Raw genomic sequence first — 24,243 nt, forward strand, 5'->3', positions numbered from 1 at the left:
GCGTCATCATCGCCGCTCAGGCGAGGGTGGTGATGGAGTCGTCCACCACCCCATCGGCCTGCCTTGCCTGCAGCCGGGCCTTCTGCGGCTCCACCGTGTGCCGGGGATCTTCAGCTGAGGCGATGCCTGCGCGCAGGATCCCCAGTCGGGTGAGGGCGGATCCTCCGAGCATCAGCAGCCCGCTGGCCGCCGCCGGCGCGCGCCGACCGCCCAGGAGCACAGATCCGACCGCGCCGGCGACGGTGAGCCGTTCAGCCCACTTCAGCATGGTGCCGGCAGCGCCCTTCTCCAGCGGCTCAGCCTCGGCAGGGTGCATCCGCTTCTTCATCACCTTCATCGAGATCACCTCGCCCACGCCCGCGACCGCCGAGAGCGCCCTGGCCGGCTGCGTCTGGGCCGTCGGCGTTGAGACCAGCGCCGCGCCGGAAGCCGCCAGGGACGCAGAGGAGGCGAACAGGAACGGGAGCTCGTCGCGGCCTGCGTTCCAAGTGGGCACCGCGGTGTCGGCCAGAAGGGCGCCGGTGTAGCTGGCCAGGGGAGCAGCCAGCAGGGCCGTCCCCGCCTCGGCAGGCCCTTCCATCCCGTGCAGCAGACGGCGGCCTGGGCCCAGGGGCAGCCGGTATCGGGACAGACGGTCCACCTCCACGGCGGCGGTGACACCTGCCGCGGTGCTGAAGGAGCTCAGCAGCCAGCTGCCCATGCTCATCGGCGAGGTGGGCTTGAACGTGCGCAGCATGTATAGGAACCGTTCGGGCCGGCCCAGGTCATGGATGAGCGCCGCAGTGCCCAGCCCGGCCGCGCCCAGGGAGATGATCCGTGCATTGCGCTGCAGGATCGGTTTGCCGGTCAGCTGGGCCCCGGCGGAGAGCAGAGAGGAGCCGCCGGCCAGCCCGCCGAGGAAGAGGTAGCCTGCGATCTCGTCGCCCCAGGGCGGGGCTTTGACGACCGGCCGGCCGTAGTAGGAGGAGAAGTTCGGCTTCTCGACCACCGGCACTTCGCGCGCGCCTTCGTCGGCCTTCCGCTTTCTGCCCTCCGCACGAGGCTCCGGGTGTCGGTAGGCGTCGTGCTGCGACGTCGTCACCGGCGGCCTCCCCAGACGAAGGAAGCCCCTACTGCGGCGAGCATGCCGGCCGCGGCCATCGCGGTGTGCTTGTACATCCGCGGCAGATCCTTCGTGGGAACACGGGGGTCGGGCGGAAGGCCGTAGACCTCCGGCTCATCCAGAAGGAGGAACACGGAGCCGGTTCCTCCGACGCCGTCATTGGGGTTGGCCCCATAGAGGCGGGCCTCAGTCATGCCCTGGCTGTGCAGCTCGGCGACGCGCTCGCGGGCCTGGGCGACCATATCGGTGTGCTCGCCGAATTTGATCGAGGTGGTGGGGCAGGTCTGGGCGCAGGCCGGAGTCTGGCCGTCCACGAGCCTGTCGTGGCAGAACGTGCACTTATTGGCAGTGCCCTCATTGGGCACCTCCTGGGCAAATTTGGACTGGTTCCGCTCCACCTTGGCCCGAATGATCCCCTCATCACGGCGCTCGATCACCCCGAACGGGCATCCGCCCACGCAGGTGCCGCAGCCGTTGCAGATGTCTTCCTGGACTTTGACCGTGCCGAATTCGGTGCGGAACAGTGCCCCGGTGGGGCACACGTCCAGGCAGCCGGCGTGGGTGCAGTGCTTGCACACGTCCGATGACATCAGCCAACGGAACTCGTCGGTGTCCGGGGGAGCGGTGTCGGATCCTGCCGCGGAGGCCGAACCGGACGACGGGGGCGGCCCCACGCTCGGCATTCCCAGCTCGACCAGCTGCCTGCCGGACTCTCGCGCGGTCTCGATACGGTCCTTGTCCTGCTCCACGAAGGCGACGTGGCGCCAGGTATTCGCGCCCAGCCCGCCGGTGTTGTCATAGGAGGACTCCAGCAGCTCCAGGTCACCGTCCTGCGGATTGCGGTTCCACTCCTTGCAGGCGACCTCACAAGCTTTGCACCCGATGCAGATCGAGGTGTCAGTGAAGAACGACTTGCGGGCCTCGGCGCGGTCCCCGTGGGCTTCGGCGCTGCGATGGAGATCTTCGGTGAGCGAACCCATCATTCCTCCTCACTGGTGGTGTCGTCCGACTCGCCGTAGGGCACGGTGAGCCGTTCGTTGCCTGTCTGCGCGGTGACGCCTGCCCGCCGCCGGTGATCCTCGACCAGGTCGAGCAGCTCCCGGCCGCGCGGGCGCCGGCCCGGCTGAACGGCGCACTGGGCGGCTTTGGACCCCTGGATATGGACGTTGGGGTCCAGCGTGATTCCCAGCAGGTCGTTGGCCGCATCGCCCTCCACCACTGCGTCTGTGCCGGTTCCCCAGTGGTAAGGAAGCCCCACCTGGTGGATGCGTCGGCCGCCGGCGGTCAGGGGGCGGACCCGATCGGTGACGAGCACCTTGGCCTCGATGGCCGAGCGCGGCGAAATGATGGTCGCCCACCCATAGTTCTCCAGGCCGATCAGCTCTGCGAACTCCGGGGAGACCTCGCAGAACATCTCCGGCTGCAGCTCGGCGAGGTACGGCAGGAACCGGCTCATGCCTCCGGCCGTGTGGTGCTCGGTCAGGCGATAGGTGGTGAAGACGTGGGGGTAGACCTCGGATCCCGGATCCACCGCCGAGGGCGCGAGCAGGTTGTCACTGCGGGGGAAGACGATGCGCGCAGGGTTGCTCTGCTGCCCGTAGAGAGGGTTCGAGATCGGCGACTCCGGGGGCTCATAGTGGGTGGGCATCGGTCCGTCCGCCATGCCGCTGGGCGCAAACAGCCACCCCTTGCCGTCGGCCTGCATGATGAAGGGGTCGTCGCCGGCGAGCGCCTCGGGGCCGCCCGCCTCCGGATCTGACTTCGCTCCCGGCGGCAGGCCTTTGGGGAAGTCCGGGACGTCTTTGCCTGTCCAATGCTCGTGGTCGGCGTCCCACCAGATGTACTTCTTGCGCTCGCTCCACGGACGCCCTTGGGGGTCGGCCGAAGCCCGGTTGTACAGCACACGGCGGTTGGCCGGCCAGGCCCAGGCCCACTCGGCGGCGGTCTCGTCCTGCTCCTGGCCGGGTCTGCGGCGCGCCGCCTGGTTGACCCCGTCGGCGTAGATCCCGGTGTAGATCCAGCAGCCTCCGGCGGTGGAACCGTCGCCGCGCATCTCGGTGAAGGCCGAAAGCGGCTTTCCTGCCTCGGTTCCCGAGACATGATAGCCGTTGATCTCCTTCAGGATGGCCTCGGCATCGGGCTCTCCGTGCTGGTCAGTGGGATAGTCCCAGGTCAGGTCCAGCAGCGGCTTGTCCCGCGGGTCATCGGAGTCCGCAAGGCGTTCCCGGAGGCGCCTGCCCAGCTCGTAGAAGAACTGCAGCTCGCTCTGGGCGTCCCCGGGCGGATGCACGGCTTGGTGACGCCATTGGACGAGTCGCTGGGTCTGTGTGAAGGACCCGGCCTTCTCTGTGTGATTGGCCGCCGGCATGAAGAAGACCTCGGTGTCGATGTCCTCAGTGCGCAGCTCGCCGCTTTCGATCTCGGGGCCGTCCTTCCACCAGGTGGCGGATTCGATGAGGTTGAAGTCGCGGACCACCAGCCACTTCAGATGGGACATGCCCATTCTCTGCATCTTGCCGTTGGCGGAGCCCACAGCGGGGTTCTGTCCCACCAGGAAGTAGCCGTCGAGCTCGTCGCGGAGCATACGCTCCACTGTCTGGTAGGTTCCGTGGGCTCCGGTCAGCCGCGGCAGGTACTCGTAGGCATAGTCGTTGTCCTGGTGCGCGGCATCGCCCCACCAGGCCTTGAGCAGGTTGACGGTGTAGATGTCGGCGTTGGCCCAGAAGCCCTTCTGATGCTTTGAGCCGATCGCTTCGGTGAACTCATCCAAGGTGTTGTGCTGTCCGGCCTCGGGCATCGGCAGGTAGCCGGGCAGGAGGTTGAACAGTGTGGGGATGTCGGTGGAGCCCTGGATGGTGGCGTGGCCGCGCAGGGCGATGATGCCGCCGCCGGGCCGTCCCATGTTCCCCAAGAGAAGCTGCAGCACAGCTGCTGTGCGGATGAACTGTGCGCCCTGGGCGTGCTGGGTCCAGCCCACCGCATAGCAGAAGGCTGTGGTGCGGTCGCGGCCCGAGTTCTTGGCCACCGACTCGGCCAGGTACCGGAAGTCCTCGGCGGAGATGCCGCAGGCCTCTTCCACCATCTCTGGGGTGTACCGGAGGTAGTGACGCTTCAGCACTTGGAAGACGCAGCGCGGATCCTGCAGGGTGTCGTCGTGAGCCAGGTCGGCGTGGCTCAGGGGCGGACCGCCCTCTCCGTACTCCTGCGGCTCCGCCTCATCGCCATCCTCTTGAGGGCCGGGCTGCTCAACCTTCTCGTCACGACCAGAAGTTTGGTAGGACCAGGAGGTCTCGTCGTAGGTGCCCTTCTCCTGGCTGTAGCCGGAGAAGAGGCCGTCCAGGTCTTCGGCGCCCTGGTAGTCCTCAGAGACGATGGTGGCCGCATTGGTGTAGTGGCGGACGTACTCCTCGAAGTGCAGGTCGTTGCTCAGCACATAGTTGATCAGCGCGCCGAGGAGCACGATGTCGCTGCCGGCGCGCAGAGCGATGTGCTTGTCGGCCACTGCGCTGGTGCGCGTGAATCGAGGGTCGACGTGAATGATGCGTGCCCCGCGCTTCTTCGCCTCAGTCACCCACTGGAATCCGACAGGGTGGCACTCGGCCATATTGGATCCCTGAATGACGATGCAGTCAGCGTTGGCCAGATCCTGCTGGGGCTGTGTGGCGCCGCCTCGCCCGAACGAGGTTCCCAGACCGGGAACCGTGGAGGAGTGTCAAATGCGCGCTTGGTTCTCGATCTGCACCGCACCGGCGGCGGAGAAGAGCTTCTTGATCAGGTAGTTCTCTTCGTTATCGATGGTCGCCCCGCCGAGGCTGGCGACGCCTAGGGTGCGGTTGACCGGATTGCCGTGCTGGTCGTGGTCCTCCCAGTGGCGGCGGCGAGCGTCGATGAACCGGTCGGCGATCATGTCCATCGCCCGGTCCTGGTCCAGCGCCTCCCACTCGTGCGAGCGCGGAGCGCGGTAGAGGATCTTGGTCTGGCGTCCCGCAGAGTTGACGAGCTGCTCGCTGGCTGCGCCTTTGGGGCAGAGCCGTCCGCGGGAGATGGGGGAGTCGGGGTCTCCCTCAATGTGGATCACGCGGTCGTCTTTGGCATAGACCTTCTGGCCGCATCCGACCGCGCAGTAGGGGCAGATGCTCTGCACCACGGTGTCAGCGTCGTCAGTGCGGGGGGTGGTCTCACGCGTCTGCTTGGACGTCACCGCGGCGCCGCGGCCGGTGGAGTCCCGGGAGCGCAGCTGGCGAATGACGGGCCATTCTAGAGGCGTGAGCCGTTCCATAGTTCGTACGATAGTGGAAAGTCCTCGTCGGGTGAAGAGGCAATATTCCTTCGGCGAGGTTCATGGGGCAGCCCGCGCGCGTCAGCGGACCCGAGGCGAGGCGCTCAGCCGAGGCCGAGCAGCGGCTGCTGGCTGGCGACCGCGTCCGCCGCCGTCGTCGTGAGGATGTCGAGGGCCGCCGAGATCAGCCGGCGCTGCTCGGAGCCGCGGCGCACCGCTGTCAGTATCGTGCGGACCGGGGCGGTGGGCCCGGAGAGGCTGACGCGAACCACCCCGGGATGGGTGGGTGCCATCCGCGGCATCAGGGAGACTCCCAGCCCGGAGGCGACCAGGGTGGAGACGGCCGTCCAGTCCTGGGCATGGTGGTCCTCCGGCGGGGTGAAGCCTGCCTTTGAGCACTGCTCCAGAATCTCCTGCCGAGACCCCTGCCCGGCAGATCCCAGGATCCACGGCTCCTGGGAGGCCTCAGCCAGCTTCACCTCATCCTCCCGGACCGCGAGCGGGTGCCCGCGCGGCACAATCAGGTCCGCGGGCTCTGTGACCAGTCGCCGCACCGCAAAGCGAGGGTGGTCATCAGCCGGGGCATGCGGGCCCGCAGGCATGATCACGATGTCGGCCTCCCGCGCTGTGAGCAGACGCTGCCCCAGCGCCGGCTCGGCCTCCCGCACGCGCCAGACGCTGTGCTCCCACACTGTCCCCCAACGGTGGAGGGCCGGCAGGACGATCGAGGAGATCGCAAAGACGTGCGAGGCGATCCGCAGCTCGCCCACGCTCGGATCCGCCGCGTCGGAGACTGCCATCCGTGCGGCCTCATCCGCGGCGTGCAGCTGCGGGGCCGCCCGCACCAGAGCCTCAGCGGCCGCGGTCAGCTCGACGGTGCGGCCCTGACGCTCCAGCAGCGGGGTGCCCAGCTCGGCTGAGAGCCGTTGGATCTGCCGGGATATGCCCGACGCGTTGCGGCCCAAAACGTCAGCGGCGGCGTTGACCCCGCCGTACTGCGCCACCGCCTCCAGCAGCGGCAGCGCCTCATCAATCAGCCGAACACCCATCCCACCAGTCAACCATTGCTGTGTGAGCAATGGAAATGCCGATCACTGTGCCGTGGACGTACAAGGTCATCACGCCGGACAGTAGTCGTCATGGAGATCTGCTACGCCGTCTGCGCGGCCGTGATGTTCGGCGCCGGCCATTACCTGAGCGGGACGGTGAGCCGTCGGTCGGGACCGCTGGCCGTGGCCTATTGGACTCAGTACGGCGTGGTGCTTGTGGCCGCGGCTCTGCTGCTGCAGCAGCCGCTGCCGCAGACATGGAGCATCCCCGCGCTCGTGTGGGGCGTCGTCGCCGCGTTGGGCGGGGTGGCCGGCTCACTGTGCCTGTACGCCGCCCTCTCCCGGGCCACCTTCACCCTGGCGGTGGGCGCCTCCACGGTGACCGCCACTGTGACCCCCGGCCTGGTGGCCATGAGCTTCCTCGGCGAGGCCATCACGCCGGTGAGGCTGGTGCTGATCGGGATGGCGATGCTGACCGTCTGGCTGCTCGTCTCACAGAAGCGCGGAGACGGGACGGCCGCGGTCGTGACCTCCCCGCTGCCGGTGGTCACCTCCTCCATCCCCACCGTCGCCGCCCACGGCAGCCTGCCGGAGCCGAGGACGCAGTCCCGTCGCGGCTCCGCGCCCCTGGCTCTCTGCGCGGGGCTGGGCTACGCGGTGGAGCTGGTGGGTGTGGCGCAGATCCCGGGCGAGACCTTCACCCAGGGCCTGCTCGCGTGGGCGGCGGCCTCATTCGTGGTGATGCTGGTGCTGGTTCTTGCCCGCCGCAAAGGTCAGCTGATGCCCCGCGGGCGCGGCGGGGCTCTGGTGCTGGTGGCCGGCGGGCTCAGCGCCACGGGCATGCTGCTGTTCCACCTCAGCGCCTCCGGGGTGGGGCTGGCGACCACCTCGGCGATCGTTGCCGTCTACCCGGCGGTGCCCATCCTTCTGGCGGTGGCCATTCTGCGGGAGCGGCCCGCCCGCCGCGGGTGGGCCGGTCTGGCGTGCGCCGCGTCCGTCGTTGCCCTCGGAGCGGCCAGCACCACTCTCAGCTGAGCAGCACCGGCCCGGGCCGGAAGGGTCAGTCCTCGACGGGAAATTCGAGAATGACCGGCTCGTCGGTCTCGATGGTGTCGCTGCCCCCGCCGTAGTCGATGTCCAGCTCGGCGGTCAGCTCCACGGCGCTCGCGCTGATGGGGATCTGCAGGGCCGCGCCGTAGTCGCCGTAGGGCCACTGATTGATGCCGGAGGCCTGGGAGGTGTACTCGTGCTGGGTGCTCTGCCCGTCCTCATCGGTGGCGGTGATGGTCCAGGTGCCGCCGTCGAAGTCGAGGGTGCCGTCGGGCCCCTGCATCTCGATGCGCATGTCCAGGATCAGCCAGATGCTGCCGGCCTCAGCCGGCCCGGTGCCTTCGAGGCCGTAGAGCATCCAGTTGTCGCTGGTGCCCTCGTTGTAGCCGTCGTTGTACTCATCGAGGTCCCACTCGAGCTCTTCGTGCTCGTAGGTGAGCATGGCTCGGCTGATGGTGAGCTCGGTCTCGTGCTCGGCGGAGTCATCGCCGTCGCTGAGTGACTGCTCCGGGAAGCTGAAGGTCGCGCCGATCTCATCGGTGTGAGGGACCTCCGGCAGACGGAAGAGCGCTGCGTCGGCGTCGTCGAGGTCCCCCTGGCTGAGGCTGACCTCCTGCTCGACGCCGTGGGCGGTGAGCACGAGGGCGTCCTCGTCTGCGACGGAGGCGATGAAGCTTCCGCTGACGTCTTCGTCTGAGAGGGGGCCGGACTGGTCCTCGCCGCCGATGCGCACAGTCAGCTCGCCGTCCTCGGGCCATTCCTCCTCAGCAGGGACGTAGCTCCAGGCGACGTAGCGCAGCTCCTCACCCTCGGGGGCGACGGCGGGCTCGCCGTCCACCTCCACGCTCTCCACCTCGGCGAACTCGTCGAAGGCCACGCTGCCCACCGGGGAGGAGAGGGTCGGCAGCTCGGCGAAGTCCTCGCCGCGCTCGAAACCGGCCTCGTCCGGCTCCTGGAGGAAGAACCCGGGCTCGACGACGCTGGCCTCGTCATCCGCCTCCTGCTCCTCGTCACCATGCTCGTCGAGGCGCTCCTCATCCCGCTCCTCAGCGTTCTCCCCATCGTCGCCGAAGAGATCCCATTGGCGGGTGTCCTCGTTGATGAGCAGCAGCCAGGCGGCCGCCGCCAGAATGGCTGCGGTGACGAGGCTGAGGATCGCCAGGACGAGGCACATCCCTCGGCTGCCGCTGCCCTTCTTCTCGGGCTCATTCTGGTGAGCCGCCGGCTGCTGGTAGGGCTGCTGCTCCTGGTGCTGAGCCGGCGCCTGCTCATGAGCGGCCGCGGCGGGGTCCGCGGGGGTGCTGGCGCTCAGCGGGGGCAGGGCCGTGGTCGCCTGCAGCTGCTCGGAGGAGTCTCCGGGGACGTCACCCCCGGCCTCGGAGGGGGACTCCGCCGGCAGCACCTCGGTGGGCTGCTCGTCGGCGGGCTCGGCCTGCTCCGGTGCGTCGGCGGCGTGGGTCGCCTGCTGCTCAGCGGGGGCGGCGTCGTCAGCCTGCTCCTCCGGATCCTCCTGCTGAGGGGAAGTCTGTGCGGCCCGGCTGATGTCTGTCCAGGTGCCGTCGGGAGCGCGGAAGCCTGGGTGCCAGGTGCCCTGCTGGTCGTGGAAGCCGGCGTGCCAGGTGCCCTGCTGGTCGTAGAAGCCGGGCTGCCACTGGCCATGGGCGTCGTAGAAGCCGCCGTACCAGGTCCCCTGGGGGTCATGGAAGCCGGGCTGCCACTGGCCATTGCCGTCGACCGCGCCCTGCGGCTGATTGTCACTCACGCGAACCCCTCGTCAAGAACCTGATCGTTGCCTTCTCACAGCCTATGGGGTCGGGGCTCACACGCGGCGAGTGTTGCGTGAGATTCGTCATGCTAAGCGACGCGCGTCACCGTCCGGCTAAGCTGAGTGTCGTGTCAGCGGGGGCACGAGGCCGCCCGCGGTCCGTCTCATGAGGGGAACATGATGAGAGACTCCGGCAGCCCGCCCGTCCCGCCGACGCCGCCGAGCGGAGCCCCTCAGCCGCCTGCCCCGCCCCAGCCTCCCAAGCCGCCGCCGGGGGCGGGCCGGAAGCCTCCGCGCAGCACGCCGGGGATATTCGGCCGGCTGAACGCGCTGACTTTGGCGGTGATCGGCGTCGCCGCCGTGCTGGTCATCACGCTCGTGGTGACCGGGGCGCTGCTGGTGCCGCGCCTGATCGGCGGCGGGGGCGGGGGCGGAGAGAGCCCCTTCCGCATCGCAGACATCGATGAGCGTCCAGGAACCGCTTGGCGGGCCCCCTATGATCTCGGCGACAGCCGGCTCGACTGGTCGAGCCCGCAGGTCAGCGCTCTGGACGACAGCACCGTCCTGGTCCACCAGATTCCCTCCAGCTGGGGTGAGCTCTCCGAGGAGCTGGAGTCCGGCGACTGGTACGAGGGCGTCGAGGGCGACTACGAGGCTGGGTGGGAGACCTGGGAGGAATGGGACGACGACGGCCGGCCCAGCACCTGGGGCACGATCCCCTCCGAGTACCAGTGGTACAGCCAGGACGCAGTGAGCAGCGATCAGGGCTTTGAGCTGGGCTGGGACGACCATCACAACGGCGCCGGCTTCGGCTCCTCGCTGCCGAGTGAGCCCAGCGCTCCGGACGCGGGCTTTCCGGTGATGGCGCTGGACATCGACTCCGGCGAGCCCAAGTGGGAGATCGACCTCACCGAGGTCCTGGCGGACTTCGAGGTCTCCGCTGACCCGCACTCCTACTATCCCTTCCCCTTCCTGCATGTGCGGACCGTCGGCGGCTCGGCTGTCCTCTCTTGGCAGGAGGAGGGGGCCGATGAGGACGACGCCGGGCTTGTCACCCACCTGGCCGTGGTGGACGGCTCCGACGGCGCACTACAGGAGCAGACCAGCCTGGACGGACACCGCAGCGTCCACGCCTTCGAGGACGGCATCCTGCTCGCCCAGGCCGCCGACGGCACGGAGTCCCTCTCCGCCATGGAGCACCGCAGCCTCGGCAGCATTGATGAGGTCCAGTGGGAGTCCGACCTGCGCCTGAGCAGAACGAGCCCGAACGCCGCTGCCCTCACCATCGAGCCCGACGGCGGCCGCTTGGGCCCCTACGCAGTGGTCAACGGCACTGAGCGTGAGGGTGATGGGGCCGAGGGCCACTTCATCAGTCTGAGGGACGGCTCCGGCATCGAAGGCCTCGCCAACCGCGGCGACCGGGAGCGCTACGTGGTGGCTGACGGCGAGCTGCTCGAGATTCGTGCGCGCGGCGACGGCTACGAGATCCAAGGACTGGACGAGGACCTGAGGCCCGCCTGGGACCGTCCGGTCGAGGTCGCTGCTGTCCTGCAGGCCAGCGACCGTCTGCTGGTGGCCGGAGGCTCCCGCTCGGACGACCAGCACACCGACGTGATGCTGCTCGACGCCTCTACCGGTGAGGAGCAGTGGGACCAGCCCGCCCGGGCCGAGGTCACCCATATCCACGCCGCCTCCGAGGATGACCGGATCATCGGCCTGAACTCATCCACCGACGAGGTGACCCTGTTGGACTCCGACGGCGAGGTCATCTTCAGCGAGCGCCTGGAGGGAAGCCCCCACGGTGTGTGGGTCGGCGAGGAGTTCCTCTACGTCGACGTCTACGGGGAGCTGGCCGCCTACGGCTGGGAGGACGGGCGCAGCGAGTGGTGGTACGACTACCGCACCGACTCCGAGTCCATCCATCAGGTCGGCGATCGTCTGCTGCTGGTGGACGATGAGGCCGGGGACATCAGCCTGCTCCAGTAGGCAGGCTTCCGCCTCACCAGTCGTAGAGGTCCAGGGTCTCCCGGGCGAGGGTGAAGCCGTTGCCGGTCTCGACGGACCAGCACTCGACGCCGGACTCATCGGAGGTGCACGCGAAGTCACCGTTGGTCATGGAGAGGCCGTAGTCGAGGCTCGCGGGCTGTGAGCTCACGCTGGTGCCGCAGTCGGGCTCTGAGCTGCCGGTGGTGCCCACGCTGACGGTGGTGCCGTCCTCGCACCCGGAGGGGGCGCTGAAGTCGTGCTCGTCGATCGTGCAGGTGACGTCGTCGCTGCCCAGCTCGCAGTGGATGTTTCCGCTGGGCGCTGAGAATGCGTCCCCGGTGGCTGCGTTCCCCGGTGCTGGCCGCTCCTCGCCGTCGTCCTCAGCGGTGAAGCCCCATTCGGCGGTGGCGTCGTCGAGGAACTCGTATCCGTCCTCAGGCTCGGCGGTCACGGTGACGCTCTCCCCGGGCTCCAGGCCGACCTCGCCGCTGGCGGCGCTGCCCTCGACCGAGTACTGAACCCCCTCGATGTCAGGGATGGTGAGGACGCCGTCCTCCTCGTCGAACTCCGGGGACTGCGGCGTGACCGGCTGGGCCTGCTCCTCCTCGGCCTCGTCGTCGCCGTTCTGGTCATCAGGCTCCTGCTGCTCCTCGGCAGGAGGCTCCTGGACCGGCTCGTCGTCATCGTCGCCGGAGAGGAACAGCGCCCAGACGGCGACGAGCGCACCGACGAGCATGAGGACCAGCAGGGCGAGCAGCGCGCACATGCCGGCCGGGCTGCGGCGCTCCTCCTCCTGGGCCTCCGGCTGCTGCCACTGCCCGTAGCCGCCCTGGGGCGGATACGGGCCTGGGTGGCCGCTGGCGGGGGCAGCAGGGTAATAGCCCTGCTGCTGATGCTGCCCCCACGCCTGCTGCTGCGGGTAGGCGGCGGTCTGGTCCTCCCAGGGAGGGACACCGTGCTGAGCCGGCTGCTCGTGGTGGACGGCCCCGAACTCCTGCGTCTGCTGCGGGTCCTGCCGGCCGCTGTCAGGCAGCACTTGGGTGGCCTGGGGGTCTGCTTCGCGGACGCGCCGCGCCAGTGCCGCGTCGACGTCAGGGTCTCCGAGGGTGCCCAGCCAGTCGAGCAGCCCTTGATAGGCGTTGGGGTGCTCGGCGATCTGGGCGCGCAGCTCCGGGCGGGCGGCGGCCAGCTCGTAGAGCTCCTGGGCGGAGGTGCTGGGGTCTGCGGCCTGCGACGCGGCGTCCTGGGGTCCGTCCGTCATGTCGTGCTTGCTCCTTGTCGGTGGAGAGGTCTGCTGAGCAACCTATCGCGATTCAGGGACCCCCGTCCTCACCGGTGGGCTCGTCATCCGCGAATTGCCAGTCCTCGACGCGGCCGCCTCCCGAGTTCGCGGCGGCCAGGGGAGCGCCGCGCAGAGAGGGTCGGCTGAACTCTTGCGGACAACAGGGCGCGACGGCGGCACACACCTTGCGTCCACCGGGCTCCCAGGAATCGGCCAGGGATCAGCAAGTGATGGCTGTCACCGTGGGGCACTATGCCTGACTTCGACCTCGGCGCCCTGGACCTCGCCGTCATCGCGCTCTTCATCGTCGGAACGATCTTCATCGGCTGGTGGTCCGGCCGGAAGACCAAGGACTCGGACGACTTCTTCCTCGCCGGGCGCGGGATGGTGTGGCCGCTGGTCGGCTTCTCGCTGATCGTCACGAACTTCTCCGGCACCCAGTTCCTGGGTCTGGCGGGCGCCGGCTATGAGACGGGCATCGCAGTCTGGAACTACGAGTGGATGGCCACCCTCGTCCTGGTCGTCTTCGCGATGTTCATCCTGCCGATCTACCTGCAGTCGAAGATCACCACCGTCCCCGAGTTCCTCGAGAAGCGCTACGACAGACGTTCCCGGCACGCGTTCTCCGGGTTCACCGTGGTCACAGGCATGCTCATCGACTCGGCCGGCGGCATGTTCGCCGGCGCTCTCGTGCTCAGCCTCCTCTTCCCGGATGTGCCGCTGATGGTGCACATCATCACGATCGCGATCCTCGGCGGCGTCTACGTGATCCTGGGCGGTCTGCGCGCAGTCATGATCACCGACACGATCCAGGGGGTGCTGCTGTTCGTCGCCGCAGGCGTGATCTTCGTGTTCCTGTTCCAGGACTTCGACTGGGATTGGATGGCATTCCCGGAGATCGCCGGGGACGAGGACTTCTCGATCGCGCGCCCTGCCGACGACGACTTCCTGCCCTGGCCGGGCATCTTCACCGGCGCGATCTGGCTGGGCTTCTACGTGTGGGTCTCCAACCACATCGTGGTTCAGCGCGTGCTGGCGGCGAAGAACCTGGACCACGGCCGCTGGGGCGTGCTGTTCGCCGGCCTGATGCAGCTGCCGCTGCTTGTGCTGCTGATCTTCCCCGGCATCCTCGCCCGGGATGTCTTCCCCGATCTGGAGGACGCGGACATGGCCTGGCCCTCCCTCGTCTTCGAGTACCTCCCGGAGGGCCTGCGGGGCCTGGTCGTCGCGGCGCTGATCGCAGCCCTGATGTCCACCCTGGACTCGGTCCTCAACGGCGCCTCCTCCCTGGTGGTCAACGACTTCGTGAAGACCCGCAAGAAGCAGTACACGGAGAAGCAGCTGCTGCGGCTCTCCCGGATCCTGGTGGGCGTCTTCATGGTGATCGCCGTGCTGTGGGCACCGGTCATCCTCACCTTCGACACGATCGTCGAGTACTTCCAGAGCTTCTTGGGCTACGTGACCATGCCGTTCGTGGTGGTGCTGCTGGGCGGCATCTTCTTCAAGCGGGCGACGGCGGGAGCCGCCTTCTGGACGCTGATCATCATCGCGCCGCTGGGCCTGGTCGGCTTCATCACTGGTGAGCTGCTGGACCTGCACGGGGTGCAGTTCCTGTACGCCACAGGCATCATGTTCGTACTTTCGGCAGTGATGTTCACCGTCATCACTCTGGCGCAGGAGGCCCCGGACCCGGAGAAGATCCGTGAGGTGACGTTCAGCCGCGAGGTCTGGGACCGGGAGACCGCCGAGCAGGCCGAAAAGCCCTGGTACAAGCGGTACCGGTACGCCGCCATCGGCATGGTGGGGCTGACGGTGGCCGTCGTGGTGCCCTTCATCTAGCAGCCTGCGCGCCAGTGCTCCGTTCCGGCTCCGGACGTGTAGGTGGAAACGGTCCTTCTACGCCTGGGCGACGGCGACGAAGAGCTCGTGGAGGCGGTGGTCCGGGGTCAGCTCCGGATGGAAGCTCGCCGCCAGCCGGTTGCCCTGGCGGACCGCCACGGGGCGGGTCTCGCCGTCGCCGATCCCCGTCTCGGCGAGGACCTCCACGTCCTTGCCGGAGACGTCCTCAATGATGGGTGCGCGGATGAAGACCGCCGGCAGGCGGCGCTGAGACTCCGGGATCTGCTGGGTGTCCAGCTCCGTCTCGAAGGAGTCCAGCTGGCTGCCGTAGGCGTTGCGGCGCACCACCACGTCCAGTCCACGGATCCGGTCGAAGCCCTTCAGCGCCTCCGCGTCCAGCACCTGGTCCGCCATGAGGATCAGGCCGGCGCAGGTGCCGAACAGGGCCATGCCCTCGTCATGCCGGGCGCGGACCGCCGGCATCAGCCCCGCCGGCGCCGCGAGACGGGCCATCGCGGTGGACTCGCCGCCGGGAACCACCAGGCCGTCCAGGCCGGCCAGCTCGGCGGGGCGGCGGACCTTCACCGTGCGGGCGCCGGCCGCCTGCAGGGCGCGCTCATGCTCAGCGACGGCGCCCTGCAGGGACAGGACACCAATGGTGGGGGTCCTGCTCACCAGCCGCGCTCGGCCAGACGGTGGTGCTCGGGGATGTTGCCGGCGCTGATGCCGACCATCGCCTCGCCCAGGCCCTTGGAGACCTCAGTGACCACAGACGGGTCGTCGTAGTAGGTGGTGGCCTTCACAATCGCCTGAGCGCGGGCGGCAGGGTTGCCGGACTTGAAGATGCCGGAGCCCACGAACACGCCCTCGGCGCCCAGCTGCATCATCATGGCGGCGTCTGCCGGGGTGGCCACACCGCCGGCGACGAACAGCACCACGGGCAGCCTGCCCTCGGCGGCGACCTGCTTGACCAGCGGGTAGGGGGCTGCGAGCTCCTTCGCCGCGGCGAACAGCTCCACCTCGTCCAGGGCGGAGAGGCGGGCGATCTCACCCCTGATGGTGCGCAGGTGGCGGACGGCTTCGATGACGTCGCCGGTCCCGGCCTCTCCTTTGGAGCGGATCATGGAGGCGCCCTCGGCGATGCGGCGCAGCGCCTCGCCCAGGTTCGTCGCGCCGCAGACGAACGGCACGTTGAACTGGGTCTTGTCGATGTGGTGGGCCTCGTCGGCGGGGGAGAGGACCTCGGACTCGTCGATGTAGTCCACCTTCAGGTGCTCGAGCACCTGAGCCTCCACGAAATGCCCGATGCGCGCCTTGGCCATCACCGGGATGGACACGGCGTCGACGATGGAGCTGATCAGCTCCGGGTCGCTCATCCGGGCCAGGCCGCCCTCGGCGCGGATGTCGGCGGGGACGCGCTCCAGGGCCATGACGGCCACCGCGCCCGCCTCCTCAGCGATCCGGGCCTGCTCGGGGGTGACCACGTCCATGATCACACCGCCCTTGAGCATCTGGGCCAGTCCCTTGTTCACGGTGCCGGTGCTGGAAGCCGCACCGTTGTCAGAGCCGTTGACGGTCACAAAAATCTCCTAGAGAAGGTGAATGGAGGGTGCACTGCAAAGAGTCCACCCTCCATTACACCAAACACGGCAGGTTTATGCCCGCCCTCAGCCGGGTCAGGCCTTGTCCTTCTCAGCCTCCAGGGCAGCGAAGTCCGACTCGTCCACGGCGGACTCGTCGCCGCCGGCCTCCAGGGAGCGGGGCTCCGAGGAGCCGCCGGAGCGCAGGGCCGCCAGGCGGGCCTCCACCTCGGCCTGCTCGCCGAGGTCCTCAAGCTGCTCGAACTGGGAGTCCAGGGAGGAGGCGGCCAGCTCGTTCTGGCCGCGGACCATGGCCTCGTCGCGGCGGATCTTCTCCTCGAAGCGGCCGAGCTCGGAGGTGGGGTCCATGATGTCGATGGACTTCACGGCGTCGTGCACCTGCGACTGGGCCTGGGCGGCCTTGGAGCGGGCGACCAGCTCGTCTCGCTTGCTGATCAGCTGCTGGCGCTTGGTCTTCATCTGCTCCAGGCCGCTGCGCAGCTGCTCGACCGTCTCGCGCTGGGACTGGATGGTGGGCTCCACGGCCTTCGCGGAGTTCTCCGAGTCGATCTGGCGCTGGATGGCGACCTTGGCGAGGTTGTCGAACTTCGCCGCCGACTGCTCATCGCCGTCCTTGCCGAAGTCATCAGACTTGCGTGAGGCGGCCAGGGCCTTCTGGCCCCATTCGCGGGCGGTGTCGAGGTCCTCCTTGTAGTCGTCCTCCATCATCCGCAGGTTGCCGATGGTCTGGGCGACGGCCTCCTCGGCCTCCCTGATGTTGTTGGTGAAGTCCCGGACCATCTGGTCCAGCATCTTCTCCGGGTCCTCCGCCCGGTCGAGCATCGCGTTGACGTTGGCTCGCATCAGCTGGGACATCCGGCCGAAAATGGACTGCTTGCTCACGGTGATCACCTTCTCCTTATCGGGCTGCATCGCGGTGGCACGATCACACCTTCGATCCTAGTAGCAGGGGCGGACACAGCGTCAGCCTCTGGGATGAGATTGCGGAGCTCCGCGGGCTTCCTCAGAAGAGCCCGCGCCGCCGCCGGCCGCCGGACATGCGGTTCGCCATCCGTGCGGTGCGCATCGCACTGCCCATGGGGGAGCGGCGGCCGTAGCCCATGCCCATGCCGAACCCGCCGCCGAACCCTCCCCCGGTGCCGTAGCGGGGGCGGCCCATCCCGGCTCCGGGGGTCTGGTAGCCGGGGCCGAAGTTCCCAGAGCCTCCGAGGTTGGCCTCGGCCTGCTCCCGCTGGGCGATCTGCGCGGCCTGGACTGCCAGCTGCTTGGCCTGCTGCGCGGCCTCCACCGCCCGGGCCGGCTCACCGGCGCCGCGGCTCTCCGCCTCGGCGAGGCGCCGCTCGGCCTCAGCCATGCGGGTGCGGCTGGTCGCGGAGATCCCATACCTGCGCGAGCGCAGGTAGTCCACGGAGGACTGCACCTGGTTGCGGGCGGTGAGCAGCTCGTGGTCGAGCACCTCGCGGGCCCTGCGGTCCTTGGCCTGCTGGTCCCGGACGGCGTTGAGCGGCTCGTCAAGCTCCCGGTGGGCGATCTCCAGGGCCTCCAGCAGCTCCAGCGGGTCGATGCGCCCCCCGGAGGCCAGGGCATCCTTGGCGCGGCGGACGGCGGTCTCCGCGGCGGCGACCGGACCGGCGAGATCATGGCCCTGCCCCGCCTCGTAGACGGCTTTGGCCTGGGCGATGTCCGTCTCGGTCTGGGCGATGCCGATCTCGAGGTTCTTCCGGGCGGTGCGCAGCCGCTCCTCGGTGTGCTCCAGGGAGTCCACCAGCTCCCCGGCGTCGGCGGCGGCCTGCTCCCCGGAGTGCAGGGTGAGGACCGCTTCGGAGGTCTCGCCGCGCTCGACGGCCGAGGCTGCCTCCGCTCGGGCGTCCTCGGCGGCCTTCAGCGCCTCGGCGGACTGTGCGAGGTTGTCACGGTACTGGCGCAGGGCCTCGTCGTCGTAGGCCCGGGCCAGCTCCTCCAGCGCGCGCTCGGAGGCCTCCCGGCGGGGAGCCAGCTCGGAGATCCTCTCGGCCAGCTTCTCGATGGCCGGGTCCGGGTTGCGCTCGAGGCTGCGCAGCTCATTGAACTGGTCCTGGTGGGAGTCCAGCGTCTCGCTGATCTGCTCGCAGTGCCGGATGATCTGCTTGAGCCGCTCCCTGACGGTCTGCTCGTCCAGCTCCTCACGACCGGCGCGAGCAGAGTCCACCTGGTGCTGCAGGTGGAAGGACTCCCGCAGGTGCTCCTTGGCCTGGTCGATATCCTCCTGGAAGGGCTCGACCTTCTCCTGCCCGTAGGCGGCGGAGGCGAACAGCAGCTCCTGCTCCGACTCCTGCACCGCGTTGTCCGCGCTGACCAGCAGGGAGCCGGCCTGCTTGCGCAGCTCATCCGTGGGATGCTCATCCAGCGGGTCCTGCTCACCCGCCGGCAGCTGCTGGGCGCGGTCCCCCGCGGCCAGCCGCCCGGAGGATCGGCCGGAGCCGGAGACCCACACTGCTCCGAGCCCGATGAGCGCCAGGACCGCTGCTCCGATCAGCAGCGGGCCCACCAGCGTTCCCAGCGGCATCGGGGGGACGACCGGGAAATATGCAGAAGCTTCTGGCACCATGTCCCAGAGTCTATAGAACGAACAGGACACACCGACTGTCCATCCACAGGAGCGAGGACACCCTCATGACCGAGGACCCCAACGGCCAGCGCGGCGACCAGCGGGACGACGACGGTGACTACCACTACGGCCACATGGAGCCTGCCCGCCCCACCCCGGGCTGGGGCACGCCCAGCGGCGGCTACGCGAATGCCGCCCACCAGGAGCACGACCAGCAGTCTGCAGCGCCCCCGCTTGAGCAGCCGGCCCCGGCCCAGCATCCCGTCCCGGCCCAGACGCCCGCGAAGGAGAGGCGCGGCGTCGGGCTGTTCGCGCTGCTGGCCTGCACCCTGGTCGCAGCCCTGATCGGAGGCGGCCTGGTCGCCGGCCTGCTGGCGTTCGCGGATCGTGACGCAGGCGACGAGGCCGCGGACGGCGATGAGGCTGTCGGGGAGCAGACGGACGACGAGTCCGCCATCGAGGTCAACGACCCTGAGGACGCCACCATCGTGACCGCGGCCGCCTCCGAGGCGTCCCCGTCCGTGGTGACTCTCGCAGTGGCTGAGGAGGGCGGCGCCGGCTCCGGCTCCGGGATCGTCCTCGACGAGGAGGGCCACGTGCTCACCAACACCCACGTGGTGACCCTCGGCGGCGCCAGCGCGGATCCCAACATCCAGGTGCAGCTCTACGACGGCACCTCCGTGGATGCCGAGATCGTCGGCACCGACCCCGTCTCCGACCTTGCCGTGGTTCAGCTGGAGGGGGCTGAGAATCTTGACCTGACTCCCGCGGAGCTCGGCAGCTCCGGGGAGCTCAACGTGGGCGACCGGGCTATCGCCATCGGTGCGCCCCTGGGCCTCTCCGGCACGGTCACCGACGGCATCGTCTCCACGCTGGACCGCACCATCACCGTCGCCTCCGCCGAGGCGGAGGACCCAGGAGCCGACGCTCCCGCCGAGGAGGGAGAGGACGGCGAAGGCTTCGAGTTCTTCTTCCCGGACGGCGAGGGCGACGAGGAGGGCGAGCAGGCTCCGCCCAGCACCGGCGGCTCCATCTTCCTCAACGTCATTCAGACCGACGCCGCCATCAACCAGGGCAACTCCGGGGGCGCCCTGGTGGACTCGGAGGGCCGGGTCATCGGCGTCAACGTCGCGATCGCATCCTCCGGCGCCATGTTCGGCGAGACCGGCGGCAACATCGGCGTCGGGTTCGCCATTCCGATCGACTATGCGCAGCGGGTCGCTGAGGACCTTATCGAGCACGGCAGCGCCTCCCACGGGCAGATCGGCCTGATGGGCACCGACGCCTCGCACGACCCGGAGATCAACCAGCAGATCCTCGAGGCTGACGGCAGCGAGCCGATCATGGGCGGCGGCGCATTCACAGCGGGCGCCCTGGTCACAGAGGTGATGGACGGCTTGCCGGCCGATGAGGCCGGCCTGCAGGCCGGCGACGTGATCACAGAGGTCGAGGATCGCCGCATCGACGGGCAGCTCGCGCTCTCCGCCACCATCCGCGAGTTCCGGGGAGGGGAGACCATCAGCCTCACCGTCCTCCGCGACGGCGAGGAGCACGAGGCGGAAGCCACCCTGGCTGAGATGGAATGACCTCCGCCGCAGAGATCCTGACCCCGGCCCAGCTGGGGCAGCAGCTCGGCGCCAGGAGGGCTCTGGCCTTCGGCGCGCACCCCGACGACGTGGACTTCGGGGCCTCCGCCACGCTCGCCGCCCTGGCTGAGGAGGGGACGGAGGTCACCCTGGTGCTGCTCACGGCGGGTGACGCCGGCGGTTTCGACACCGGCCGCAGCGCCGAGGAGACCGCCCGCATCCGTCTCGCCGAGCAGCAGGCCGCCGCCGAGGTCCTCGGCATCAGAGAGGTCATTCTGCTGGGGGAGCGGGACGGGTTCGTGGAGCCCTCCTACGAGCTCATCGGCGAAGTGGTCCGCCTGATGCGGACCCATCGGCCCGATGCTGTCCTCTCCTTCCACCCGGAGCGGAACTGGGACCGGATGCAGGCCGCGCACCCTGACCACCTCGCCTGCGGGGAGGCAGTCGTCCGGGCCGCCTACCCGGCTGTGGAGAACCCCTTCGCCTATCCGGAGCTGGCCGAGCAGGGGCTGGAGGCATTCAGGATCAAGCACCTGCTGCTCATGGGAGCCCCCGCAGAGCGCGTGAACCTGCGGGTGGACGTCACCGGCTTCCAGGACCGCAAGATCGAGGCGCTCAGCCGCCACTTCACCCAGCACCGCGACGCCGAACGCATGGTCGGGTTCGTCACGGACCAGATGCTCCGCATCCACGGCGGAGACGGGTACGCCGAGGAGTTCCACCACGTGGTGGTCAACGCCCCTGACACTATTTCGGGGTTCTAGCCCTCCTCAGGCACCTGCAGCGACACCTCGGCGACAGTGTCGCCCTGCGGGGTCTCTTCGTTGCGGACCTGCTCCACTGTGATCTGCAGCATCTGGTATTGGGCCAGGCCGCTGATGTCGATCCCGTCGTCCTCGAGCTCATCGGCGGTGTAGTTGCCCATGGAAGAGATGGGGCTCTCGTCCACCGGAAGCAGCCACATCTGATAGGTGGCGTCGCCCTCCAGCTCCGGGACGTCCTCAAACTCGAGGAAGCCGACGTCCTCCTGCTCGGAGAGCACGGCCCGGAGCTGCCCCTCCTCGTTCATCTCCTGCTCCACCGTGTAGGCGTCCTCGTCGGCTTCCACGGCGCTGCGGGTGTCGCCGGCGGCGATGATGATCAGCCATACGAGGATCCCGACGAGCACCACGCCCAGGAACCCGGCCACCAGCATCCACCGTTTGGCCTTGGGCACCTGCCGCTCGGTCTCCTCGGAGTCGAACCCGGCGGTCTCCACCATGCCCATGCCGACTTCCTTGTGCCCCACAGAGCCGAGCACCGCATCCAGCAGGCCCGACGGCGGGGCCACCGGGTGGGATGCGAAGATCTCAGCGAGGGTGCGGCGGGCGGCGAGCACGCGGGTGTCCCACTGCTGGGCGATGGAGGCCTCAGCGGTCAGCGCGGCCTCGTCCAGGAGCGCCCGCTCGGCGTCGTCGACGGCATCCAGCGCGTAGGGCTCCGCCAGCTCGGTGAGCAGCCCCTTGTCGAGGTCTGCGGCGATCTCGCTGCTGAAGTTGCGGTTGACCGCGGTGCCGCGGGCGATGTCGTCAGCGGTGACTGCGGCCCGCAGGATCGGATCGCCCTCGCCCGGTCGGTCCCGGCTCTCATCCTCCAGCCGGGCGCTGTGCAGCCGTGTCATCGCATCCCGCAGGCGCGACTTCACCGACGGGACGGCGGCGCCCACCTCCTGGGCGACCTGCTGGTGGCTGCGGCCGGCCAGGTAGGTCAGGGCCAGGGACTGCACCTGCGAGTCGGAGAGGGGCAGCAGATCCTCGAGGACCTCCTCGGGCAGGCCTGCGACCCCGCCGCCCTCGGACTGGGGAACCGGGGCCAGCGGCAGCGGCTCAGCCAGACCTTCCCGGAACCGTTCAGCGAAGATCCGGTGGGCCAGCGGCACCAGCCACTCCAGCACCAGCTCGTACTCGTTGGGCCGCCAGGCGGCATCGCCCGCGGCGGGGTCGGCGTCCGCCTCCGGCTCGAACCCCGCGTACTCGTCGGTGAGGGTCTGTGAGGCCTGCGTCTGCAGGCGGAGATCCTGGGCGCGCGGCTCGGCCTGGTCCCAGAGGTGCTGGTAGACCGCCTGGGCGGAGGCGGCGGCGCTGTCCGTGTCGGCGTGCATCAGCAGAGCCAGGCCGTACACCACGTCCGAGGTGGACTCGTAGAACATGGAGAACGCGGCCTGGTCGCCGCGGGCGGTGCCGGTCAGCAGCTCAGCCAGGGTGGGGTTCTCCGAGAGGGCGGGGGCGCTCTCCTCGGGATCAGCGGCGTCCGGCTCGATGCCCTTCTCGCTGCGCCCGGGTGCGGCAGCGTCCTCGTAGGCCCCCTCAGGCGCGACGTCGTGCTGCGGGTCCTGGTCGGGCTCGTCCGTTCCGTTCGGAGTGCTCATGGTGCGAGTCTAATGAGACGGGCCGAACAGACCATGTGCGACGCCCCGCAGGGCCGCAGATGTGATGGCTCAGGCCCTGGTCCTCACGCCGCGCCGTCGAACCCGTGCTGCCGCCAGGCCTCGTAGACGGCGATGCTCACCGAGTTCGCGAGGTTCAGGCTGCGCACTCCGGGACGCATGGGGATCCGCACCAGGTCGGTGACCCGCGGGTCGGCTTTGACGCGGGCGTCCAGGCCTGTGGACTCCCGGCCGAACAGCAGCGTGTCCCCTTCCCGGTACTCCACCTCAGTGTGCGGGACCGTGCCTTCGCCGGTGAACGCGAACACCCGCTGCGGGAGGAGGGCGGCATAGGCGGCGTCGAGGTCCTGGTGCTCTGTCATGGCCGCGAGGTCGTGATAGTCCAGCCCGGCGCGTCTGAGCCGGGCGTCGGTGAACTCGAACAGGGTGGGCCCGGCGATGTGCAGGTCGAATCCGACCACGGCGGCCAGGCGGATCAGGCTGCCGGTGTTCCCCGGGATCTCGGGCTGGTCCAGGATGACGTTCAGGCGCACGGAGCCGGCTCAGGCTTCGGTCGGGTGGACCAGCTGCCTGCGCAGGGCGGCCATCAGGTGACGGTCCACCAGGCTCGGCTGCTCCTGGTCGGTCAGAAGGTGGGTGATCTGGCTGAACGCCCGTCCGGCGGGCAGCGGTGCGTCCAGGCCGGAGGCGCCCCCTATGGTCTGCACCACCGGTGTGAACAGGTCATCGCTGGCTGAGAGCAGGATCACCTGGTAGTCCACCCTGAGGGCGGGGACCCGCGGGGCGGTGGCGCGCATGGCCTCCTGCACCGCGCCGCGCAGCCGGCGAGCCTCAGCCTGCAGGTTGGGCAGCTCGTGTTTGCGGCCGTCGGCGTGGACCCGGTGGCCGTCCCACGCGGCGGTGTCCGCGCGGACCTCCAGGGCCTCGACCACCACCAGCCGGTGCCCGCAGATCAGCACGTGGGGGATCCGGTCGCTGCTGGTGGGCTTGGCCCGGCCTCTGCGGTCGACCTGCACGGCAGCCTCGTAGACGTCGTTGAACAGCCGGGCGGCGGGGACCTGCGGGAAGATGTGGGTCTCCAGCAGTGCTGCCAGCCGGTTGCCGCGCTTGGCCGCGCCGCCGCCGAACAGCGTGGCGCGCTTGAAGGTGCCGTGCATGCGCTGGCTGGTGTGCTGCAGCGGCAGCGGCTGGGACTCCTCCAGGGGCGGGTAGTATTCCACCGGCTGATCGGCGATGTCGGCGCCGCCGCGGCGCGCGGGCTCATCCCGGGGCGGCGGGTCCTGCTTGCCGGCGGACCCGCGGGCTGCGAAGGACTGGGGGGTATAGAGGCCCTGGTCCGGCGGCGGCGGGGGCTGGTGGCTGCCGCGGGACTGCTCGTAGGCGGGTTCGGGCTCCTGCGGCGCAGAGAGCATATAGGCGTCGTAGTCGGCGCGGGCCTCCTCATTGCCCAGAACCTCCCAGGCCATCTGCACCTCGTGGAACGCGTCGGCCGTTCCTCCGGCATCCGGGTGCGTCTGACGCAGGCGGCGGTGGTACGCGGCGCGCAGGGTCTTGAAATCGGCGCCGGGCTCAGCCCCCAGCACGGCGTAGTGATCAGGCTCGTTCATCAGAGAGTCAGCATAGCTGTCCGGAGATGCCGCTTCGGCTCGTGTGACTTTCGGTCTCCGGGCGGGCTGCCCCACGTAGAATCGC

The 24,243-nt window shown here is 69.3% G+C and carries 18 protein-coding genes; 5 read left to right on the forward strand and 13 right to left on the reverse strand.

Annotation, left to right across the window (positions count from 1 at the left end; translation table 11 throughout):
• Positions 1-16: 16 nt before the first annotated feature.
• The 4 genes from nrfD to FWJ47_RS05005 form a co-directional block, all read right to left on the reverse strand.
• Positions 17-1,081, reverse strand: coding sequence for an NrfD/PsrC family molybdoenzyme membrane anchor subunit (nrfD, locus tag FWJ47_RS04985; protein ID WP_147104938.1), 1,065 nt, complete (start codon positions 1,079-1,081; stop codon positions 17-19).
• On the reverse strand, positions 1,078-2,082 hold the full coding sequence (locus FWJ47_RS04990; protein ID WP_147104941.1) for a 4Fe-4S dicluster domain-containing protein: 1,005 nt from the start codon (positions 2,080-2,082) through the stop codon (positions 1,078-1,080). The genes nrfD and FWJ47_RS04990 overlap by 4 nt, the downstream gene beginning before the upstream one ends.
• On the reverse strand, positions 2,082-5,381 hold the full coding sequence (gene fdh, locus FWJ47_RS04995; protein WP_246126169.1) for a formate dehydrogenase: 3,300 nt from the start codon (positions 5,379-5,381) through the stop codon (positions 2,082-2,084). The genes FWJ47_RS04990 and fdh overlap by 1 nt, the downstream gene beginning before the upstream one ends.
• Positions 5,382-5,485: 104 nt before the next feature.
• Positions 5,486-6,430, reverse strand: a complete 945-nt coding sequence (locus FWJ47_RS05005; protein WP_147104950.1) for a LysR family transcriptional regulator — start codon at positions 6,428-6,430, stop codon at positions 5,486-5,488.
• Positions 6,431-6,520: 90 nt separating this feature from the next.
• Here FWJ47_RS05005 and FWJ47_RS05010 point away from each other — a divergent pair, with 90 nt between their 5' ends.
• Positions 6,521-7,465 (forward strand): DMT family transporter, encoded by a 945-nt coding sequence (locus FWJ47_RS05010; protein ID WP_147104955.1) that lies wholly within the window; start codon positions 6,521-6,523, stop codon positions 7,463-7,465.
• A 25-nt stretch (positions 7,466-7,490) separates the two neighbouring features.
• Here the strand turns inward: FWJ47_RS05010 and FWJ47_RS05015 are convergent, their stop codons facing one another.
• Positions 7,491-9,242 (reverse strand): hypothetical protein, encoded by a 1,752-nt coding sequence (locus FWJ47_RS05015; RefSeq protein WP_147104957.1) that lies wholly within the window; start codon positions 9,240-9,242, stop codon positions 7,491-7,493.
• A 183-nt stretch (positions 9,243-9,425) separates the two neighbouring features.
• Between FWJ47_RS05015 and FWJ47_RS05020 the strand changes: the two genes are divergently transcribed.
• Positions 9,426-11,231 carry an outer membrane protein assembly factor BamB family protein gene (locus tag FWJ47_RS05020; protein WP_147104960.1) on the forward strand — a complete coding sequence of 602 codons (1,806 nt, stop codon included), beginning with the start codon at positions 9,426-9,428 and terminating at the stop codon, positions 11,229-11,231.
• Between the two features lie 13 nt (positions 11,232-11,244).
• Here the strand turns inward: FWJ47_RS05020 and FWJ47_RS05025 are convergent, their stop codons facing one another.
• Positions 11,245-12,492, reverse strand: coding sequence for a variant leucine-rich repeat-containing protein (locus tag FWJ47_RS05025; RefSeq protein ID WP_147104963.1), 1,248 nt, complete (start codon positions 12,490-12,492; stop codon positions 11,245-11,247).
• A 273-nt stretch (positions 12,493-12,765) separates the two neighbouring features.
• Here FWJ47_RS05025 and FWJ47_RS05030 point away from each other — a divergent pair, with 273 nt between their 5' ends.
• Positions 12,766-14,352, forward strand: coding sequence for a sodium:solute symporter family transporter (locus FWJ47_RS05030; RefSeq protein WP_147104965.1), 1,587 nt, complete (start codon positions 12,766-12,768; stop codon positions 14,350-14,352).
• Positions 14,353-14,409: 57 nt separating this feature from the next.
• On the opposite strand, the gene pdxT is transcribed toward FWJ47_RS05030, so the two are convergent.
• The 4 genes from pdxT to FWJ47_RS05050 all read right to left on the reverse strand — a co-directional run bounded on the left by pdxT (position 14,410) and on the right by FWJ47_RS05050 (position 18,540).
• Positions 14,410-15,027, reverse strand: a complete 618-nt coding sequence (gene pdxT / locus FWJ47_RS05035; protein ID WP_147104970.1) for a pyridoxal 5'-phosphate synthase glutaminase subunit PdxT — start codon at positions 15,025-15,027, stop codon at positions 14,410-14,412.
• Positions 15,024-15,932 carry a pyridoxal 5'-phosphate synthase lyase subunit PdxS gene (pdxS, locus tag FWJ47_RS05040; RefSeq protein WP_147104973.1) on the reverse strand — a complete coding sequence of 303 codons (909 nt, stop codon included), beginning with the start codon at positions 15,930-15,932 and terminating at the stop codon, positions 15,024-15,026. Before pdxS ends, pdxT begins: the two co-directional genes overlap by 4 nt.
• A gap of 96 nt (positions 15,933-16,028) precedes the next feature.
• Positions 16,029-16,835: a PspA/IM30 family protein gene (locus FWJ47_RS05045; RefSeq protein WP_147104977.1), complete on the reverse strand. Its 807-nt coding sequence runs from the start codon at positions 16,833-16,835 to the stop codon at positions 16,029-16,031.
• A 121-nt stretch (positions 16,836-16,956) separates the two neighbouring features.
• The gene (locus FWJ47_RS05050; RefSeq protein WP_147104979.1) at positions 16,957-18,540 is read right to left on the reverse strand and encodes a coiled-coil domain-containing protein; all 1,584 of its coding nucleotides are present in this window, start codon (positions 18,538-18,540) and stop codon (positions 16,957-16,959) included.
• Positions 18,541-18,605: 65 nt separating this feature from the next.
• Here FWJ47_RS05050 and FWJ47_RS05055 point away from each other — a divergent pair, with 65 nt between their 5' ends.
• Positions 18,606-20,126, forward strand: coding sequence for a S1C family serine protease (locus FWJ47_RS05055; RefSeq protein WP_170228485.1), 1,521 nt, complete (start codon positions 18,606-18,608; stop codon positions 20,124-20,126).
• Complete coding sequence (locus tag FWJ47_RS05060) at positions 20,123-20,890, forward strand: PIG-L deacetylase family protein (RefSeq protein WP_147104983.1); 768 nt, start codon at positions 20,123-20,125, stop codon at positions 20,888-20,890. The genes FWJ47_RS05055 and FWJ47_RS05060 overlap by 4 nt, the downstream gene beginning before the upstream one ends.
• Here FWJ47_RS05060 and FWJ47_RS05065 read toward each other — a convergent pair.
• The 3 genes from FWJ47_RS05065 to FWJ47_RS05075 form a co-directional block, all read right to left on the reverse strand.
• Positions 20,887-22,533 carry an RskA family anti-sigma factor gene (locus tag FWJ47_RS05065; protein WP_147104986.1) on the reverse strand — a complete coding sequence of 549 codons (1,647 nt, stop codon included), beginning with the start codon at positions 22,531-22,533 and terminating at the stop codon, positions 20,887-20,889. The two genes, FWJ47_RS05060 and FWJ47_RS05065, sit on opposite strands and share 4 nt — an antisense overlap.
• 83 nt (positions 22,534-22,616) lie before the next feature.
• Positions 22,617-23,084, reverse strand: a complete 468-nt coding sequence (locus FWJ47_RS05070) for a tRNA (cytidine(34)-2'-O)-methyltransferase (RefSeq protein WP_246126170.1) — start codon at positions 23,082-23,084, stop codon at positions 22,617-22,619.
• Between the two features lie 9 nt (positions 23,085-23,093).
• A complete protein-coding gene (locus FWJ47_RS05075; protein ID WP_147104989.1) occupies positions 23,094-24,158 on the reverse strand; it encodes a J domain-containing protein in 1,065 nt (354 codons plus the stop codon).
• Positions 24,159-24,243 lie beyond the last annotated feature (85 nt).

The sequence above is a fragment of the Nesterenkonia populi genome, assembly GCF_007994735.1.
GTDB lineage: Bacteria > Actinomycetota > Actinomycetes > Actinomycetales > Micrococcaceae > Nesterenkonia > Nesterenkonia populi.

What these genes read in the sequence shown, in the direction of transcription:
- FWJ47_RS05055 (WP_170228485.1), top strand. Translation starts at nt 18,606, where the DNA reads ATGACCGAGGACCCCAACGGCCAGCGCGGCGACCAGCGGGACGACGAC.
- FWJ47_RS05020 (WP_147104960.1), top strand. Translation starts at nt 9,426, where the DNA reads ATGAGAGACTCCGGCAGCCCGCCCGTCCCGCCGACGCCGCCGAGCGGA.
- FWJ47_RS05030 (WP_147104965.1), top strand. Translation starts at nt 12,766, where the DNA reads ATGCCTGACTTCGACCTCGGCGCCCTGGACCTCGCCGTCATCGCGCTC.
- FWJ47_RS05060 (WP_147104983.1), top strand. Translation starts at nt 20,123, where the DNA reads ATGACCTCCGCCGCAGAGATCCTGACCCCGGCCCAGCTGGGGCAGCAG.
- FWJ47_RS05010 (WP_147104955.1), top strand. Translation starts at nt 6,521, where the DNA reads ATGGAGATCTGCTACGCCGTCTGCGCGGCCGTGATGTTCGGCGCCGGC.
- FWJ47_RS04990 (WP_147104941.1), bottom strand. Translation starts at nt 2,082, where the DNA reads ATGGGTTCGCTCACCGAAGATCTCCATCGCAGCGCCGAAGCCCACGGG.
- FWJ47_RS05065 (WP_147104986.1), bottom strand. Translation starts at nt 22,533, where the DNA reads ATGAGCACTCCGAACGGAACGGACGAGCCCGACCAGGACCCGCAGCAC.
- FWJ47_RS05025 (WP_147104963.1), bottom strand. Translation starts at nt 12,492, where the DNA reads ATGACGGACGGACCCCAGGACGCCGCGTCGCAGGCCGCAGACCCCAGC.
- FWJ47_RS05005 (WP_147104950.1), bottom strand. Translation starts at nt 6,430, where the DNA reads ATGGGTGTTCGGCTGATTGATGAGGCGCTGCCGCTGCTGGAGGCGGTG.
- FWJ47_RS05075 (WP_147104989.1), bottom strand. Translation starts at nt 24,158, where the DNA reads ATGAACGAGCCTGATCACTACGCCGTGCTGGGGGCTGAGCCCGGCGCC.
- FWJ47_RS05050 (WP_147104979.1), bottom strand. Translation starts at nt 18,540, where the DNA reads ATGGTGCCAGAAGCTTCTGCATATTTCCCGGTCGTCCCCCCGATGCCG.